The sequence below is a fragment of the Dokdonia sp. R78006 genome (assembly GCF_042466145.1).
Taxonomy (GTDB): Bacteria; Bacteroidota; Bacteroidia; order Flavobacteriales; family Flavobacteriaceae; genus Dokdonia.
The window spans coordinates 202,216-218,101 of record NZ_JAXHBU010000001.1 but is presented as its reverse complement, the minus strand read 5'-3'; the positions used below and the strand labels follow the sequence as shown (position 1 = coordinate 218,101).

The window sequence follows — 15,886 nt, the reverse complement described above, 5'->3', positions numbered from 1 at the left end:
ATCTGTGGGATTGCTTTTGTGATAAAAGCAATTAGCTAGAGCAAGTCTTGCCTTAGCTAATGTTGTTATGCCTTAAGGGGCCGGCCCTTGTCTCAGGTATGTTGTAGAAAGAGTTAATGAAAGCAACATCACTTCTCTTGTGATTGTTGTAAGCAGTTTGTGTTTGATTTGTAGCTACGTGCTCACTTAGTTTGTGAAGGCTAGCATATACTTTTACGGTAGAAGAACGTGTAGACTCAGATTTTGACTCAACAATAACCCCAGCAGCACCTTCCATGTCTGTGCTGTCCTGTATTTTATAAACGTCAAGCTCATAATGACCGAGCTCGTTTTCTCCTGGTATATCTGAGTTATCATTCTCAAGGTTATAAACAGTATGTGATGAGGTAGGTGATAATTTGTTCTTTATATCCGTAACATCAATAGTACTGTAGTATGATACTTTTAAAGATCCATTATCAAGTTGCTCTACTTTAATATTATCAACTTCAAGCGAGCTCAGCTTGTTTTTTACTAATGCGATGGCATGTTCAGATTGAGAAAGATTTGCCTCAGTATCAGAAAATGTAATAATTATTTCCTGATTAGGCGCAGTGCGTTGCTCCATGCTTATACTTACGATAGCAAGGGCAATTATAAAAGCACTTATGAACCACTTATTTCTCACACACTTAATTATAAAACATCATCTATTGCAGTTTTGCATATAGATTTCTGTTTTCATCAAACACGCAAATATAGGATTCTCAGAGGTAGTACCCAATAATTTTTGTGTCATTATAATGATATGTTAAGCTGCATGATAAACGTATAAGGAGGAAGGTTTGATGTGTGTATTTACGCTTTCGCGAAAGCGTAACTAAAAAAGAAAATGACTCCTTATTATATATAACAAAAAAGGCCACCTAAAAATAGGTAGCCTTTGATATGATCAATTTACTGACTTCTTAAGCGTCAAGTAAACTGTTTGTTGCTTTAACACCTTCAGCACTTTCTGCTAGATGCTCTTTTTCTGCATCACTAAGGTTGATTTCAACTATTTTTTCAATTCCGTTTCTTCCTAATACTACAGGTACTCCGATACAAAGATCAGAAAGACCGTATTCTCCATCAAGAAGTACAGAACAAGGGAAAATTTTCTTTTGGTCACAAGCAATTGCTTGTACAAGTCCAGATACTGCAGCTCCTGGTGCATACCAAGCAGAAGTTCCTAGAAGTTTAGTAAGCGTTGCTCCACCTACTTTAGTATCTTCTTTTACTTGTGTAAGTCTGTCTTCAGAAATAAATTCTGATACAGGTACACTGTTGCGAGTTGCAAGACGTGTAAGAGGTACCATTCCTTTATCTGAGTGTCCACCTATTACCATTCCATCTACATCTGAGATAGGAGCTTCAAGAGCTTCGGCAAGACGGTACTTAAAACGAGCGCTGTCTAGTGCTCCACCCATACCAATAATACGGTTTTTAGGAAGTCCAGTTACTTTATGTGCTAGGTAAGTCATTGTATCCATAGGGTTAGAAACAACGATAAGAATAACATTAGGTGATTCTTTTACAAGGCTAGCGGCAACTGTTTTTACAATACCTGCATTGATCCCGATAAGTTCTTCACGAGTCATTCCTGGCTTACGAGGAATTCCAGAAGTAATTACTGCGATATCACTACCAGCAGTTTTTGAATAATCACCAGTAGTACCTGTGATTTTTGTATCAAACCCGTTTAACGAAGCAGTTTGCATTAAGTCCATTGCTTTACCTTCGGCAAAACCTTCTTTAATATCTACTAAGACAACTTCACTTGCAAAATCTTTGATTGCAATGTATTCTGCACAACTGGCTCCTACGGCTCCAGCACCGACTACAGTAACTTTCATATGGATGTAATTTTAAGGATTTATAGTATGATTTTAATAGCTTTTTACGCTTTTGCGAAAATACAATAACTCTCTCGTTTATCGTACGCTCTGACGCTAAATGTATGTTAACCAACAAAAAAAATCCCCGCTTCTCATTGAGAAACGGGGATGAACAAGCGGGGAAATTCACAATCCAAATGAATCAAATAATAATCGCTCGTTTTTCACTCTTAAACTATTTTAAATACCCAACTTATAATAGTGTAAGTGTGACAGTTGTTATGCTGCATTACAAAAATAAGGAGCTGGATTGTATTGAATAAATGATCACTAGCATTGCCTGATAATTTTAAGTTTTAAGCAATTCATCGAAGATAAGTGCTTGTTAACGGCTTTTAAATAGGATTTTATGTTATCCAAGTAATAGATTTGAGGACTATGCTGTTAGGTAGAGTTCGTTTATGATAAGACAAAAAAAATCCTTGCTATAAAATAGCAAGGATTTATAGGTTGCTAATCTCTATCCAATTAAACCCCTACATCTAATCTTAAGAAATTAGCAGAAATATGTTATAAATAATCTAAAAATATCCCTTTCGAGAGTAAATATAGACATAGCTTTTAATTCACTAGGAAACTCAAAAACGAATATAATGCGAATAGTAATATGTGTACTTTGTCGATAATTAAGTGTTTTTTGTCTATTTAATTGCTGAGTTTGAAAATCTTGAGTATTGTTGAGTACTAGGATAGTTGGTTGTAAAATCGAGAGTAATACGATGCACAGGTCTTTAGATTTAGAGAGGTGTTAGTTACTTCAAAAAAAAATGGTCCTGAGAAATTATCTCAGGACCATTGTAATAAAATATAAGAGTTTTATTAAACGTCTATGTTTGCATAAATAGCGTTCTTTTCTATAAACTCACGGCGAGGTGGTACCTCGTCACCCATAAGCATAGAGAATATTCTATCTGCTTCTGTACCATTATCTATGGCAACTTGACGTAATGTGCGGAACTCAGGATTCATTGTTGTATCCCATAATTGTTCTGCATTCATCTCTCCAAGACCTTTGTAACGTTGTATAGATACTCCTTGAGTTCCCATAGAATCTGCAATGGCGTCACGCTCTTTATCATTCCAAGCGTATTGCTTTTTCTGACCTTTCTTTACTAAGTATAGTGGAGGAGTGGCAATGTATACATAACCATTTTCTACAAGCTCCTTCATATAGCGGAAGAAGAAAGTAAGTATCAGGGTAGAAATGTGACTACCATCTACATCGGCATCACACATGATGACTACTTTGTGATAACGTAGTTTAGATAAGTTAAGCGCTTTGCTATCTTCTTCAGTACCTATGGTTACACCTAATGCAGTAAAAATGTTTTTGATTTCTTCGTTTTCAAAAACTTTGTGAACCATAGCTTTCTCTACGTTCAAGATTTTACCACGTAATGGTAAGATAGCTTGAAACTCACGATCACGTCCTTGTTTTGCAGTACCACCTGCAGAGTCTCCCTCGACAAGGAATACTTCGCAAAGCGTAGGATCTGTTTCAGAGCAGTCAGATAATTTCCCAGGGAGACCACCTATACTCATTACCGTTTTACGTTGTACCATCTCACGTGCTTTCTTTGCAGCGTGACGTGCTTGTGCAGCTAGAATTACTTTCTGAACGATGATTTTGGCATCATTCGGATTTTCTTCCATGTAGATCTCAATCATTTCGGCAACGGCCTGAGATACTGCAGAGGTAACCTCGCGGTTACCTAATTTTGTTTTAGTTTGCCCCTCAAATTGTGGCTCACTTACTTTTACAGAAATAATAGCAGTAAGTCCCTCACGGAAATCATCACCAGCAATATCAAACTTAAGTTTGTCTAGCATACCAGATGCATCAGCAAACTTTTTAAGCGATCCTGTAAGACCACGACGGAAACCAGCAAGGTGTGTTCCTCCTTCGTGTGTATTAATGTTATTTACATAAGAGTGTAAGTTCTCTGCGTAGCTGTCATTATAAATCATGGCTACTTCAACAGGGATACCATTTTTCTCACCTTCCATTGAGATAACCTCACCTATAATAGGAGTACGGTTACCGTCTAGAAAGCGTACAAATTCAGAAAGTCCTTCTTTACTATGGAAAGTCTCTGTTTCATGCTCTCCTTTCTCATTCTTAACTCGCTTATCAGTAAGCGTAATCGTAATTCCTTTATTAAGGTATGCTAACTCACGTAAACGAGATGCTAGCGTGTCATAACTATATTCTGTAGTTTGCTGGAAAATACTGTCATCTGGTAAGAATGTAACTTCTGTACCAGTAAAGTCTGTATCACCTATAACTTTTACAGGGTACATAGCTTTACCACGCTCATATTCTTGCTCCCAGATTTTACCTTCCTTGTAAACGGTAGCTCTTAAGTGGTTAGATAATGCGTTTACACAAGATACCCCAACACCGTGAAGACCTCCAGAAACTTTATATGAATCTTTGTCAAATTTTCCTCCGGCACCTATTTTGGTCATTACAACCTGAAGGGCAGAGACACCTTCTTTTTTATGAAGCCCTACTGGGATTCCACGACCGTTATCTCTAGTCGTGATAGAGTTATTTTCATTTATAGTTACATCTATGGCGTCACAATAGCCACCCATAGCCTCATCAATAGAGTTATCTACAACCTCATATACTAAGTGGTGTAATCCTCTTACACCCACATCACCGATGTACATCGATGGACGCATACGTACGTGCTCCATTCCCTCAAGGGCCTGAATACTGTCTGCCGAGTACTCTTTCTTCTTAGCGTCGTCGCTCATATTTTAATAGTTAAATTGTCTAAAAACAAATATAAAGAAAGGGTCTCCAGAAAGGTCTTAAAAACCCTCGAAAACCCTTGAAGTTATTAACATTTTGTGGAAAAATACAAGCCTCTTTTTAGCGCAATTTGTGAGGTGCATTTTTACGCTTTCGCGAAAGCGGAATTATGATCTTTAAATATCTATAAAGCTTTAATTTTTCATCTCAGTTGGCGCATTGATCTCTGCCTCTGGCGGAATGCGTTTTGCAAGAAATAAAACCTGACCTAAGTGACTTGACTGGTGTTCCATTACGTGAAACCAGGCGTAGTAATTATTCATCCCATAACTAGGTACTTCTTTGAGAAGCCACTCGTCACTTGCAGACTTAAAAAGGGCTTTAGTGCGCTCTCTAACTTTTGTAAACTCCTCTAGATAATAGCTCACGGGCTTGCCTTTAAACTCCTCTTGAGCCTTTTTACCTAGGTCTAAGGCTAGTCCCCACTTTTTGGCTTCCTCTTCATTAAAGCCTCTGTTTTCAAATGTTCTTACTTGGTAAAATACCTCTGCTGCAGCTAGGTGCATTACGAGTGCACCTATGCGATTTGCATTCTCATCGTGTAGATGATCTATCTCGTGCTGAGACATTCCTTTTACTCTATACTCAACTCGCTCTTTTAAATCATCTAGCATTGAGATTAAAACACCTAGCTGGGGAGCATAACCATCTTCAGACTTAATTTCGGCTGGGCCAAAGTCCATAGTTTCGGTACCTTCTCCTGTTATCATCAGGGAGTGTGCTCCGGAAAAAGCATCGCTAGATGATTCTAGTGTGTACTCTAGTACAGAACTGCTGTTTGTGCCGCCTATACCTTCTAACCAAGAGTCTATTTTCTCTCCTTTTGCTGTTTTTTCAAAGTCGGCATTTCCTAGTGGAAAATCTGTCATTATGCCGTTACTGTCTTCTATTTGTAAAGAGAAGTTATCAAAATAGAATGTTCCATCAGATAGCATCAAACCACCTATAAGTAATCGTTCTGCATTTTTACCTATGGTTCCTTCAATGATATATTCTTTCCACTCTGGATCTCTGATTGGTCTATCACCCATATTATCAAAAAAGCCGTTCTCATTATTCTTCATATCTACTCGGGCCCATAGTCCTGCCCAAGCTGTGGAGTCTGCAATTTCTGCCTTTACAGCTGCTTTAAGAATAAATTTGCGCTCCTTGTCCATACTCATATCTATAGATTGAGAAAAGGCTGTCCAGCTGTTTGATACTTGAGATTGCTGAGCTTTTGCAATAAATGAGCAGCAGAGTAATATGATAAGAGTTGGAATAAATTTCATTGGATTGACTTGTTTGAGTTCTTACTGGCTTTATTAGTAGCAAGATAGAGGTTTTGTTACAAAATGATATGTTTGAAAAATCAATGATTAATCAGTACATCTTTATAAATCATAGGATATTTGGATTTTGCAGAAGCATCATCTCTTAGTTGAGGATGATTATTGTAATCAGTTCTCAACTTATAGATAGCTTTTTTGTAACCTATCATAAATTCCAAATATTCTTCTACTGAAATATCTTGGTTAATGTAAAATACAAACGCAGTATTACTTTGAGCGCCTTCATAGATATATGAGAATATCGAATCTTCGATGGATGTCTTAGTGTTTTTAAATGAAGCAATATTTAAAGTGTCTACATTTTTATTTACAACAAACTCTTCAAAAAATCGGGGTGGTGTTGGAGGGGGAGGATACTCTATTGAGTTCGACCATTTGTTATAAAGTTCTTTAGACGTGATAATATGATGCTTGTAATATGTTTCTAATAGTGTCTCAGAGTCTGTAATTGTAATTAAGACATTATTTGTATTGATTAATTGAAGTTTTTCAAATAGTGTATATAATTTGTTCCACTTGATGGATTTATCAATATAGAAGATGGCATCAAATCTATAATGAGATTGATTAGATTCTAGCACAGACATTTGAACATCATGATATGATAAAAAATGATCCCATCCGTAAATTTTAATACTATCATTTTTCTCAGTGACTTTGAAACGAATTTGATTTTGATGCGAACCAAGAAAGATCTCTTCATCATTAGGCCCTTCAAGTTCAAATTCTGGAAGATTTGCAAATGACTCATTCTCAACTTGAAGGTTACCTTGTTTGTTGTAAACATCTATGTTGCTGAAAGCTATAATTATCATCAATATGCTGAGAATCGTAAAGTGAAAGCCCATCTTTATAACTGTATATCCTTTTAAAAACCTTCTCAGACTTTTAGCTTGGTCAAAGAATAGAACTATAGGTAATAATGCTATTGCGTAGGCAAACTCTTTAAATAGTATCGAGCTATGGGATATTATGATACTACCTATTGTGATGGCTAGGATTTTTAAAACCCAGAATATTGCAGTAGGGGTAAGAGCACTTTGGTCATTTATAATTCTCCTCCTGGCTTTTCTTTTTAGACTACTTGTATCAGTTCCAGAAAAAAGAAAAGCTATGCTAATTGTATTTCCTAGGGTAACAGAAATTGAAGAAAAGAATAGCGCAATATAATTCCTTTTGTCTGTATCTAGAGTGTTATCTGCGTTATATGCAAATGCTAAGTGTACACTTCTAATGAGTGCAAAAATGTACTGTAAGAAGTAATAAAAAACTATAGCAGATAAAAGTCCTAATACGATACTTAACAAGAATTTCCTTTTTGAGAATTCTTGTAATGTTATTTTGTAGAGAAATTTTTTTGAACCCAAATGTGTGTTGCTAGATTGTGTTCTAAGTTGGTAGTGATAAACTTGTTATTGTTACACCAACCCCTTAACCTCCTCAAAATCCAAACCTCCATAATTACCGCTACTCATAAGTAATACCGCTTTGTTTTTTAGCTCTTCGTCAAAGAGAAACTTTTTAAAGTCGGCTGGATCTGTGTAAATAATAAGATCATCGCGTTCAAAGGCAGTTGCTATTTGTTGCGCTGTGACAGGTTCTAGTTTTTTGATTTCGACAGCGTGTGGAGAGTAGAATACCACAGCAACATCTGCGCTGTCTAGCGCGCCTTTATATTCGCTTAGAAATTCTGGATTAAGACTGCTGTAGGTGTGTAATTCTAGACAAGCTATAAGTGTGCGGTCTGGATACTGCTCTTTTACAGCCGTAGTTGTAGCACTTACTTTTGATGGGCTATGTGCAAAATCTTTGTAGATGACAGTGTCATTAGTTTCTGCAATTTTTTCTAGGCGCTTGCTAGCTCCTGAGAACGTAGCGATGGCTTCATAAAAGTCCTCTTCTACCACGCCCATGTGCTGGCAAATCCACTTAGCACCGGCTAAGTTGTTAAGATTGTGTTTCCCAAAAACTTCAATAGGCATCGGTCCATCTGGAGTTTCTAGTAAAGTCTCTCCATCTTCAATGCTGTATGCTGGAGTTTCGTATGGATATTTTTTAATGTGTGCAGTGGCATTTTCTACCACTTTCACGACATTTTCATCTTCTGTGTTGTAAATCATTGCACCACCATTGGTCATAGAATTTACAAAAATCTGAAACTGCTCAACATAGTTATCAAACGTAGGGAATACGTTAATATGATCCCATGCAATACCGCTTAGTAGGGCAATGTTGGGTTTGTATAAATGAAATTTAGGTCTGCGGTCTATTGGGCTACTTAAGTATTCATCACCTTCTAGTACCATAAAATCTGCATCATCTGTCATGCGCACCATGGTGTCAAAACCTTCTAGTTGCGCTCCTACCATATAATCTACTTCTTTATCCCAATAATGCATGACATGCAAGATCATAGAAGTAATAGTGGTCTTACCGTGAGAACCGCCTATAACAACACGGGTTTTGTTTTTGGCGCGTTCATATAAGTACTCAGGATATGAATATATGCTTAGTCCTAGCTCTTGTGCTTTTAAAAGTTCAGGGTTATCTTCCTTTGCGTGCATGCCTAATATGACGGCGTCAAGATCTACTGTGATTTTTTCTGGAAACCATCCAAATGCTTCAGGTAGCAATCCATACTTTTCAAGTCGGGATTTTGACGGGTCAAAGATAGTGTCATCACTACCTGTAACCGTTTCTCCTTTATGATGTAATGCGAGTGCTAGATTGTGCATTGCTGCACCACCTATAGCGATAAAATGGATATTCATATAATCTTATTCTTTGAAGTAAAAATAAGATTATACTCTCAAACTACCATAAGAGAAGTCAGGTAATTAGTCATGGGTGTTTTGAGGTTTTTACGCTTTCGCGAAAGCGTACTTCAACGCTTCATAACCATTGCCACGACTGTAATTAAGGCGCTTTTTTTAATAGCAAGTCTCTATAATTATTTAAAAAATTGACAATCAGTAGTGTAGTCTGCGAGGTGACATAACGGCATTCTCCCTAAAAGGCACTATTTTTGTCTTACCGACACCATACCAGAAAACCGCCAAAGTAATTATGAGCTTCTTTAAAAAAATATTTAGTAAAGAGAAAAAAGAAACCTTAGATAAAGGTTTAGAGAAAACAAAGACGAGCTTCTTTGATAAGATGAGTAAGGCAGTTGCTGGAAAATCTAAAGTAGATGATGATGTTCTAGATAATCTTGAGGAAGTACTTGTAACGAGTGATGTGGGTGTAAAAACTACGCTTAAAGTAATTACTCGTATCGAGGAGCGTGTGTCACGTGATAAGTATGTAGGTACAGATGAGCTTAACCAAATATTACGTGAGGAAATCGCTGGCTTACTAAGCGAGACTAACGTAGGAAACGCAACAGAATTTGAAATCCCTAAAGGTGCCAAGCCACACGTAATTATGGTGGTAGGTGTAAACGGAGTAGGAAAAACTACAACGATAGGTAAACTTGCATATCAATTTAAAAAGCAAGGACTCAAAGTAGTTTTAGGAGCTGCAGATACGTTTAGAGCAGCTGCTATAGATCAATTACAAGTGTGGGCAGATAGAGTAGATGTTCCTATTGTAAAACAACAAATGGGTAGTGATCCAGCCTCAGTAGCGTTTGACGCGCTAGAGAGTGGTGTAAATCAAAACGCAGATGTGATCATTATTGATACTGCAGGAAGATTACATAATAAGGTGAATTTAATGAACGAGCTTACTAAGGTGAAGCGCGTGATGCAAAAAGTAGTAGGAGATGCTCCTCACGATGTACTTCTTGTACTTGACGGATCTACTGGTCAAAACGCTTTTGAACAAGCAAAACAATTTACGGCAGCTACGGAAGTTACTTCGCTTGCTGTGACAAAACTAGATGGTACTGCCAAAGGTGGTGTGGTTATAGGCATTTCTGATCAGTTTCAAATCCCTGTAAAATACATTGGAGTAGGAGAAGGTATCGAAGATTTGCAAGTGTTCAACAAAGTTGAGTTTGTAGATAGTTTCTTTAAATAAGCCATTACTTTTTATGAAACTCGTTCCTAGGTGGCTCCCAGAACTTATGTTGCGCACTTTACGAGTTGTTGTCATTGGTTTTATGCTACTTAATGTGTGGAGCGTGTATACGGCACATGCTACAGTAAGAAGCGAACTTGTACCTAAGTATCTAGCTCAGTACTCTGCTTTTCCTCATTATATTTTTATTGTTTTTTATAGTCTCATCATATTCTATATATGGAGAATCCTTAAGGGAGCACTAGCTTCAGAAAATTGGTGGGTGCTAGTAATTGCAGTGATTACATTTGAATCTACTAAGTTTTTTATCTACGGTTTCTTGATGTGGGTTAATCCTTTTGGATAAACCTTTTTGTATTTTTAGTGGACTATAAAAATTCACTATGAAATACCTTTATACTCTCGCGCTCGCAACGGCGCTTTTTTCTTGTAAAAACGAAGCTCCTACAACCACCGTAGATACAACTCCTAGATATGTGTGGGAAGCTTATAATGACTCTCTAGATATTGCAAAAACTCAAGCCCTTGAAAATAGCAGAATGCATCTCAAGCTTGTAAATGCTAAGGGAATCGATAAAAATGATATTTGGAAAGATCTTAATGGGGAGATAAATACGCTTTCGCGAAAGCGCATCTCAGAAATTTCTCCGCTTATCTTAGAGCAGGATATTCCAACCATCCAGAAGCACATCAAAAATGGAGATTACTCATATGAAGAACTGACGCTATTTTATTTAAACCGTATTGCCCGTTTTGAAAGTGATAATAATTTAGCGCTTAACGGAGTCATTTCTCTCAATAAAGAAGCGGTACAAGAAGCAAGAGCACTGGATAATAAAGATAAATCTACCATAGATGAATATTCTGTGTACGGAATGCCTATACTTTTAAAAGATAATATAGGAGCAGCTGGTATGATTACGACTGCAGGATCTGTAGCGCTTGCAGATAATAATGCAGGAGATGCATTTATTACAAAAAGACTAAAGGAAGAAAGTGCTATAATATTAGGTAAGGCCAACTTGAGTGAGTGGGCATACTTTTTATGTACAGGTTGTCCTGTAGGTTATAGTGCCGTGGGTGGTCAAACAATTAATCCATACGGTCGTTTGCAATTTGAGTCGGGAGGTTCAAGTTCTGGATCTGGGGTGAGTGTAGCAGCAAATTATGCAGTAGCCGCCATAGGATCAGAAACGAGTGGATCTATATTATCACCTTCTAGCCAAAATAATCTGGTTGGGCTTAAACCTACCATCGGTCTTTTAAGCCGCAGTGGGATTGTGCCAATTTCTAGTCACTTAGATACTCCAGGACCTATGACGAAGAATGTAGTGGATAATGCGATTGTGTTACAAGCGCTTACAGGTAAGGATAATACAGATTCTTATAGCTACGCATCTTCTGGTAATTATGTACAAGCTGTAAAAAATGGAAGCCTTGAAGGAAAATATCTTGGTGTGATAAAAGGATACTTGCAAGACAGTACTTATGCGGCTGCCATTGATAAATTAAAGCAAACCAAAGCTACACTCGTTGAGGTGGATATGGAGCGAGTTAATATGCCAAGTTTTCTGTCTATCTTAAATATAGATATGAAAAATGATCTGCCTGCTTACTATGATGCTGAGGTAGCCTCATCTGTAAAAAATAGAAATATAGAGGAGCTTATCACATTTAACAATCAAGATAGCTTAACACGTATTCCCTACGGGCAACAGCTTTTTAAAGGTATCGTTGCAGATAGCACAACCGCTGTAGAGCTTAAAGCAATTAAAGAAAACCTTATGAAGGTTACTCAAGCATATTTTCAAGACGCATTGAGCAAGCACCCTGAAGCTGGTGGTCAACTAGATGCTATACTCTCTATAAATAATTATGATGCTGGCTATGCCGCAGCAGCACACTATCCAGCACTCACAATACCTATGGGCTTCACCGCACAAGGCGAGCCTAAGGGAGTTACCATCATCACTCCATCTAAGCAGGAAGAAGTAATTTACAATATCGCAGTGGGAGTAGAGAGCGCACTTAATGCTAGAACACTGCCAGAAGGATATCAGGAGTAAAAATAATCTAGATGACTAGAAGCTAGCTGCTTTTAGAAAGAAAAGCACATATTGTAATGAGAAAAAAGTCAGCAGTAAGATGCTGACTTTTCTCGTTTTAGATAGCTTTCTTATTACTATGTTATTTGGCTTATCTTTGCACTCCCTTAAAAGGAATGCTATGCGTACAAAATCATTAAAAAAGAATAAGATAAACGTAGTAACTCTAGGTTGCTCAAAAAACGTTTATGATAGTGAGGTCTTAATGGGCCAGCTTAAAGCAAATGAGATGGATGTTGCTCACGAGGAAGAAGGTAATATCGTCGTGATTAATACTTGCGGTTTTATAGACAATGCAAAAGAGGAGTCTGTAAACACTATTCTTGAGTATGTAAAGCAAAAGGAAGAAGGAGAAGTAGATAAAGTTTTTGTAACAGGATGCTTATCTGAGCGTTATAAGCCGGATCTTCAAAAGGAAATTCCAAATGTAGATCAGTATTTTGGAACAACAGAATTACCAGGATTACTTAAAGCACTTGGGGCAGATTATAAGCATGAACTTATTGGGGAGCGTATTACTACAACACCTAAAAACTATGCATATTTAAAAATAGCCGAAGGCTGTGACCGTCCTTGTTCTTTTTGTGCGATTCCTTTAATGAGAGGAAAGCATAAATCAAAATCAATAGAGCACTTAGTGATTGAAGCAAAAAAGCTTGCTGCAAACGGAGTGACGGAGTTGATTCTTATTGCGCAAGATCTTACATATTACGGTCTTGATTTATACAAAAAACGTAACCTTGCAGAGCTTCTTGAAAACCTTGTTCAAGTAGAAGGAATCGAGTGGATTCGTTTGCACTATGCATTCCCTTCTGGATTCCCGGTAGATGTACTTGATGTGATGAACCGCGAGCCTAAGGTGTGTAATTATATCGATATACCACTGCAGCATATTGCAGATCATATTTTGAAGTCTATGCGTCGTGGTACTACGATGGAGAAGACAAATGCGTTGTTAGAACGCTTTCGCGAAAGCGTACCAGGAATGACCATAAGAACTACGCTTATTGTAGGCTACCCTGGAGAAACAGAAGAAGATTTCCAACTTATGAAGCAATGGGTGAAAGATCAGCGTTTTGAGCGTTTGGGTTGTTTTACATATTCTCATGAGGAAAATACACACGCATTTAACCTAGAAGACGATGTGCCTGAAGATGTAAAAATGGATCGTGCCAATCAGATTATGGAGATCCAATCACAAATCTCTTGGGAGCTTAATCAGCAAAAGATAGGGAAGGAGTTCAAGATTGTTGTAGATCGTAAAGAAGGAAACTACTTTATAGGTCGTACAGAATTTGATTCTCCAGATGTGGATAATGAAGTACTTGTAGACGCAACAAAATTCTACTTAAAAACAGGAGATTACGCGATGGTAACTATCACAGAGGCCGAAGATTTTGACCTTTATGCAGAACCACTTGTAGCTTTAGAGCGACCACAAGCTTTACACGCAAAGCGCGCTACTAAAAAGTAAGAAGTAGTAACATGATTTATATAAAGCCTTTCAGAACAAATGTTTTGAAAGGCTTTTTTGTGTGTAAGAGTTTCTGCGCAACGCTTACATTTGTAGCATTTATAAACACATTCCCTATGCGTATTACTGGTTTAGTATTTTTTGTTTTAATCTTCTTCACTTCTTGTAAAAAGTCTAATCAAACGGAGGTTGCACCAGTCTTAGAACAGTCAGCTGTAGAAATGGCTACTGTCAATGCCTCACTCACTACTATAGAACTTCCTTATACAGGAAAGTCTCATTTACCTAGACTCAAGTCGAGTGGCGGTAAATTACATATGACTTGGGTGGAGCAGGAAGACAAGATGGCAATTTTAAAATATGCTAGTTACGATAGTGCCAAATGGAGTCAACCTAGAACCATTACATCTGGAGATAACTGGTTTGTAAACTGGGCAGATTTTCCGGCACTGGGCGTAAATGGTGATTACGTGCTCACTAATATCTTAGAAAAATCTGCAGAGGGTACGTATGATTATAATATCAAATTGCAATTGTCTAAAGGTGATCAAATAATAAAAGATGATTTCCTGCTCAATACAGATGGCGTAGATGCGGAGCACGGCTTTGTATCAATCCAAGCGTATGATGGAGGTTTTTATGCTAGCTGGCTAGACGGAAGAAATACTAAAAACGAAGACAAGGCTAAGAATCAAATGACCCTGCGCAACGCCTACATAGATTTGGCGGGAAATATAACTCAAGATACGGAGATAGATAACCGAGTTTGTGACTGCTGTAATACAGCTATCGCAATTACAAATAATGGTCCTATTACCGTTTATAGAGATCGCACAGAAACTAAACCTGAGGTACGAGATATGGCAATCGTACGTTGGGTAGATGGATCATGGACAAAACCTATGGTTATAGGAAATGACAATTGGGAGCTAAATGGTTGCCCCGTAAACGGACCTGCAATCGCGACTCAAGAAGAAAATGTGGTGGTGAGTTGGTTTACTGCAGAGGGTGAAACTCCTAGAGTGCTCACCGCTTTTTCAAACGATAATGGAGCCTCTTTTGGAGGTGCAATCCGTATAGATAACGGAAACGCAATAGGTAGAGTAGATACAGATTTTATGAGTGATGGCAGCGCTCTCATCTCGTGGTTAGAGCCAATGGGTGAAAACGTTGTACTACAAGTAGCACGAGTATATGTAGATGACACACACGACGCACCAGTGACAGTAACCAACACCTCTGCCGAACGACAAAGCGGCTTCCCACAACTAGAGGTTGTAGGCGATAAGGTTTTTGTAGCGTGGACAGATCTTGATGGTGAAAAGAGTGAGGTCAAGATGGTGAGGTTTGAGATGAAATAGCCTAGTTTTTCCAATAACGTAACCTACCCACAACAGTGTCCCTCTTCCAAGAGGGAGTCAGGGAGATGTCCGCAAGAGTGAGTAAACTAGAATTTCATTTCCAATTTCCACCCTTCAGGAATAGGGAAAGGAATTGGTCGACTGAGTCAGGGCTATGAAAAAGAATTGCCAGCCGAAAAGTTTTCCCCCGTCCCTAAAGGGTGACTTTTCTTAGAAAATTAAACATCATAATAACGTAATCTACGCACAACAGTGTCCCTCTTCCAAGAGGGAGTCAGGGAGATGTCCGCAAGAGTGAGTAAACTAAAAATTTCTAACTCCAATTCCCACCCTTCAGGGCTGGGGAAGGAATTGGCGAACTGAGTCACGGCTATGAAAAGAATTGACAGTCGAAAAGTTTTCCCCGTCCTTAAAGGGTGACTTTTCTGAGTTAAGGATATGTCTTAATTTCCTCTTCAATAAATATTTTGAATTCTTCAAATTGGAGCAGGATGAAATTATTTGTGAAACGAACTTCTTTTATTCCATAAGAGTTTATGACATCGGTTCTGTCGGAGTCGTATTCCTTTTGGTTATGATGTATTTCTCCATCTAGTTCTATGCAGAGTTTAAGTTTATGACAATAGAAATCGAGTACATAATCAGCAAAAGGATGTTGACGTCTGAATTTTACACCAAATGGTTTTGTTTTCAAATACTCCCAAACCTTCTTCTCAGCTATAGTTTCTCGCTTTCTCAAAGCAGCTGCAAACTCAAATTTAGAAGCAGCTGCCCCAGCGTGCATATTTTCTTTTGAATTACTCATAATTAGTCAGCAATATAACTCATTATTAAGTCTTTGAAGTGAATTTTCTATTT

Annotated in this window: 12 protein-coding genes; 5 read left to right on the top strand and 7 right to left on the bottom strand. The window is 37.8% G+C overall.

The window, feature by feature from the left end; genetic code table 11:
* Positions 1-52: 52 nt before the first annotated feature.
* The 6 genes from SJY37_RS01015 to murC all read right to left on the bottom strand — a co-directional run bounded on the left by SJY37_RS01015 (position 53) and on the right by murC (position 8,839).
* Complete coding sequence (locus tag SJY37_RS01015) at positions 53-667, bottom strand: hypothetical protein (RefSeq protein WP_379952699.1); 615 nt, start codon at positions 665-667, stop codon at positions 53-55.
* Positions 668-947: 280 nt separating this feature from the next.
* Complete coding sequence (gene mdh, locus SJY37_RS01010) at positions 948-1,874, bottom strand: malate dehydrogenase (protein WP_298328647.1); 927 nt, start codon at positions 1,872-1,874, stop codon at positions 948-950.
* 861 nt (positions 1,875-2,735) lie between these two features.
* Positions 2,736-4,679: a DNA topoisomerase (ATP-hydrolyzing) subunit B gene (gene gyrB, locus SJY37_RS01005; protein ID WP_298328644.1), complete on the bottom strand. Its 1,944-nt coding sequence runs from the start codon at positions 4,677-4,679 to the stop codon at positions 2,736-2,738.
* A gap of 192 nt (positions 4,680-4,871) precedes the next feature.
* Positions 4,872-6,008: a DinB family protein gene (locus SJY37_RS01000; RefSeq protein ID WP_298328641.1), complete on the bottom strand. Its 1,137-nt coding sequence runs from the start codon at positions 6,006-6,008 to the stop codon at positions 4,872-4,874.
* 80 nt (positions 6,009-6,088) lie between these two features.
* Positions 6,089-7,435, bottom strand: coding sequence for a hypothetical protein (locus SJY37_RS00995; protein ID WP_298328639.1), 1,347 nt, complete (start codon positions 7,433-7,435; stop codon positions 6,089-6,091).
* Positions 7,436-7,486: 51 nt separating this feature from the next.
* Positions 7,487-8,839 carry a UDP-N-acetylmuramate--L-alanine ligase gene (gene murC / locus SJY37_RS00990; RefSeq protein WP_298328636.1) on the bottom strand — a complete coding sequence of 451 codons (1,353 nt, stop codon included), beginning with the start codon at positions 8,837-8,839 and terminating at the stop codon, positions 7,487-7,489.
* Between the two features lie 295 nt (positions 8,840-9,134).
* Between murC and ftsY the strand changes: the two genes are divergently transcribed.
* The 5 genes from ftsY (at position 9,135) to SJY37_RS00965 (ending at position 15,028) form a co-directional block, all read left to right on the top strand.
* Entirely contained in the window at positions 9,135-10,088 is a 954-nt protein-coding gene (gene ftsY, locus SJY37_RS00985) for a signal recognition particle-docking protein FtsY (RefSeq protein ID WP_298328633.1), read from the top strand.
* 13 nt (positions 10,089-10,101) lie between these two features.
* Positions 10,102-10,434, top strand: coding sequence for a hypothetical protein (locus SJY37_RS00980; RefSeq protein WP_298328630.1), 333 nt, complete (start codon positions 10,102-10,104; stop codon positions 10,432-10,434).
* A 37-nt stretch (positions 10,435-10,471) separates the two neighbouring features.
* Positions 10,472-12,154, top strand: a complete 1,683-nt coding sequence (locus SJY37_RS00975) for an amidase family protein (protein WP_379952698.1) — start codon at positions 10,472-10,474, stop codon at positions 12,152-12,154.
* 160 nt (positions 12,155-12,314) lie between these two features.
* Positions 12,315-13,667 carry a 30S ribosomal protein S12 methylthiotransferase RimO gene (gene rimO / locus SJY37_RS00970; protein ID WP_298328623.1) on the top strand — a complete coding sequence of 451 codons (1,353 nt, stop codon included), beginning with the start codon at positions 12,315-12,317 and terminating at the stop codon, positions 13,665-13,667.
* A 116-nt stretch (positions 13,668-13,783) separates the two neighbouring features.
* Complete coding sequence (locus SJY37_RS00965) at positions 13,784-15,028, top strand: sialidase (RefSeq protein ID WP_298328620.1); 1,245 nt, start codon at positions 13,784-13,786, stop codon at positions 15,026-15,028.
* A gap of 430 nt (positions 15,029-15,458) precedes the next feature.
* On the opposite strand, the gene SJY37_RS00960 is transcribed toward SJY37_RS00965, so the two are convergent.
* Positions 15,459-15,833 carry an endonuclease domain-containing protein gene (locus SJY37_RS00960; protein ID WP_298328617.1) on the bottom strand — a complete coding sequence of 125 codons (375 nt, stop codon included), beginning with the start codon at positions 15,831-15,833 and terminating at the stop codon, positions 15,459-15,461.
* Between the last annotated feature and the right edge of the window lie 53 nt (positions 15,834-15,886).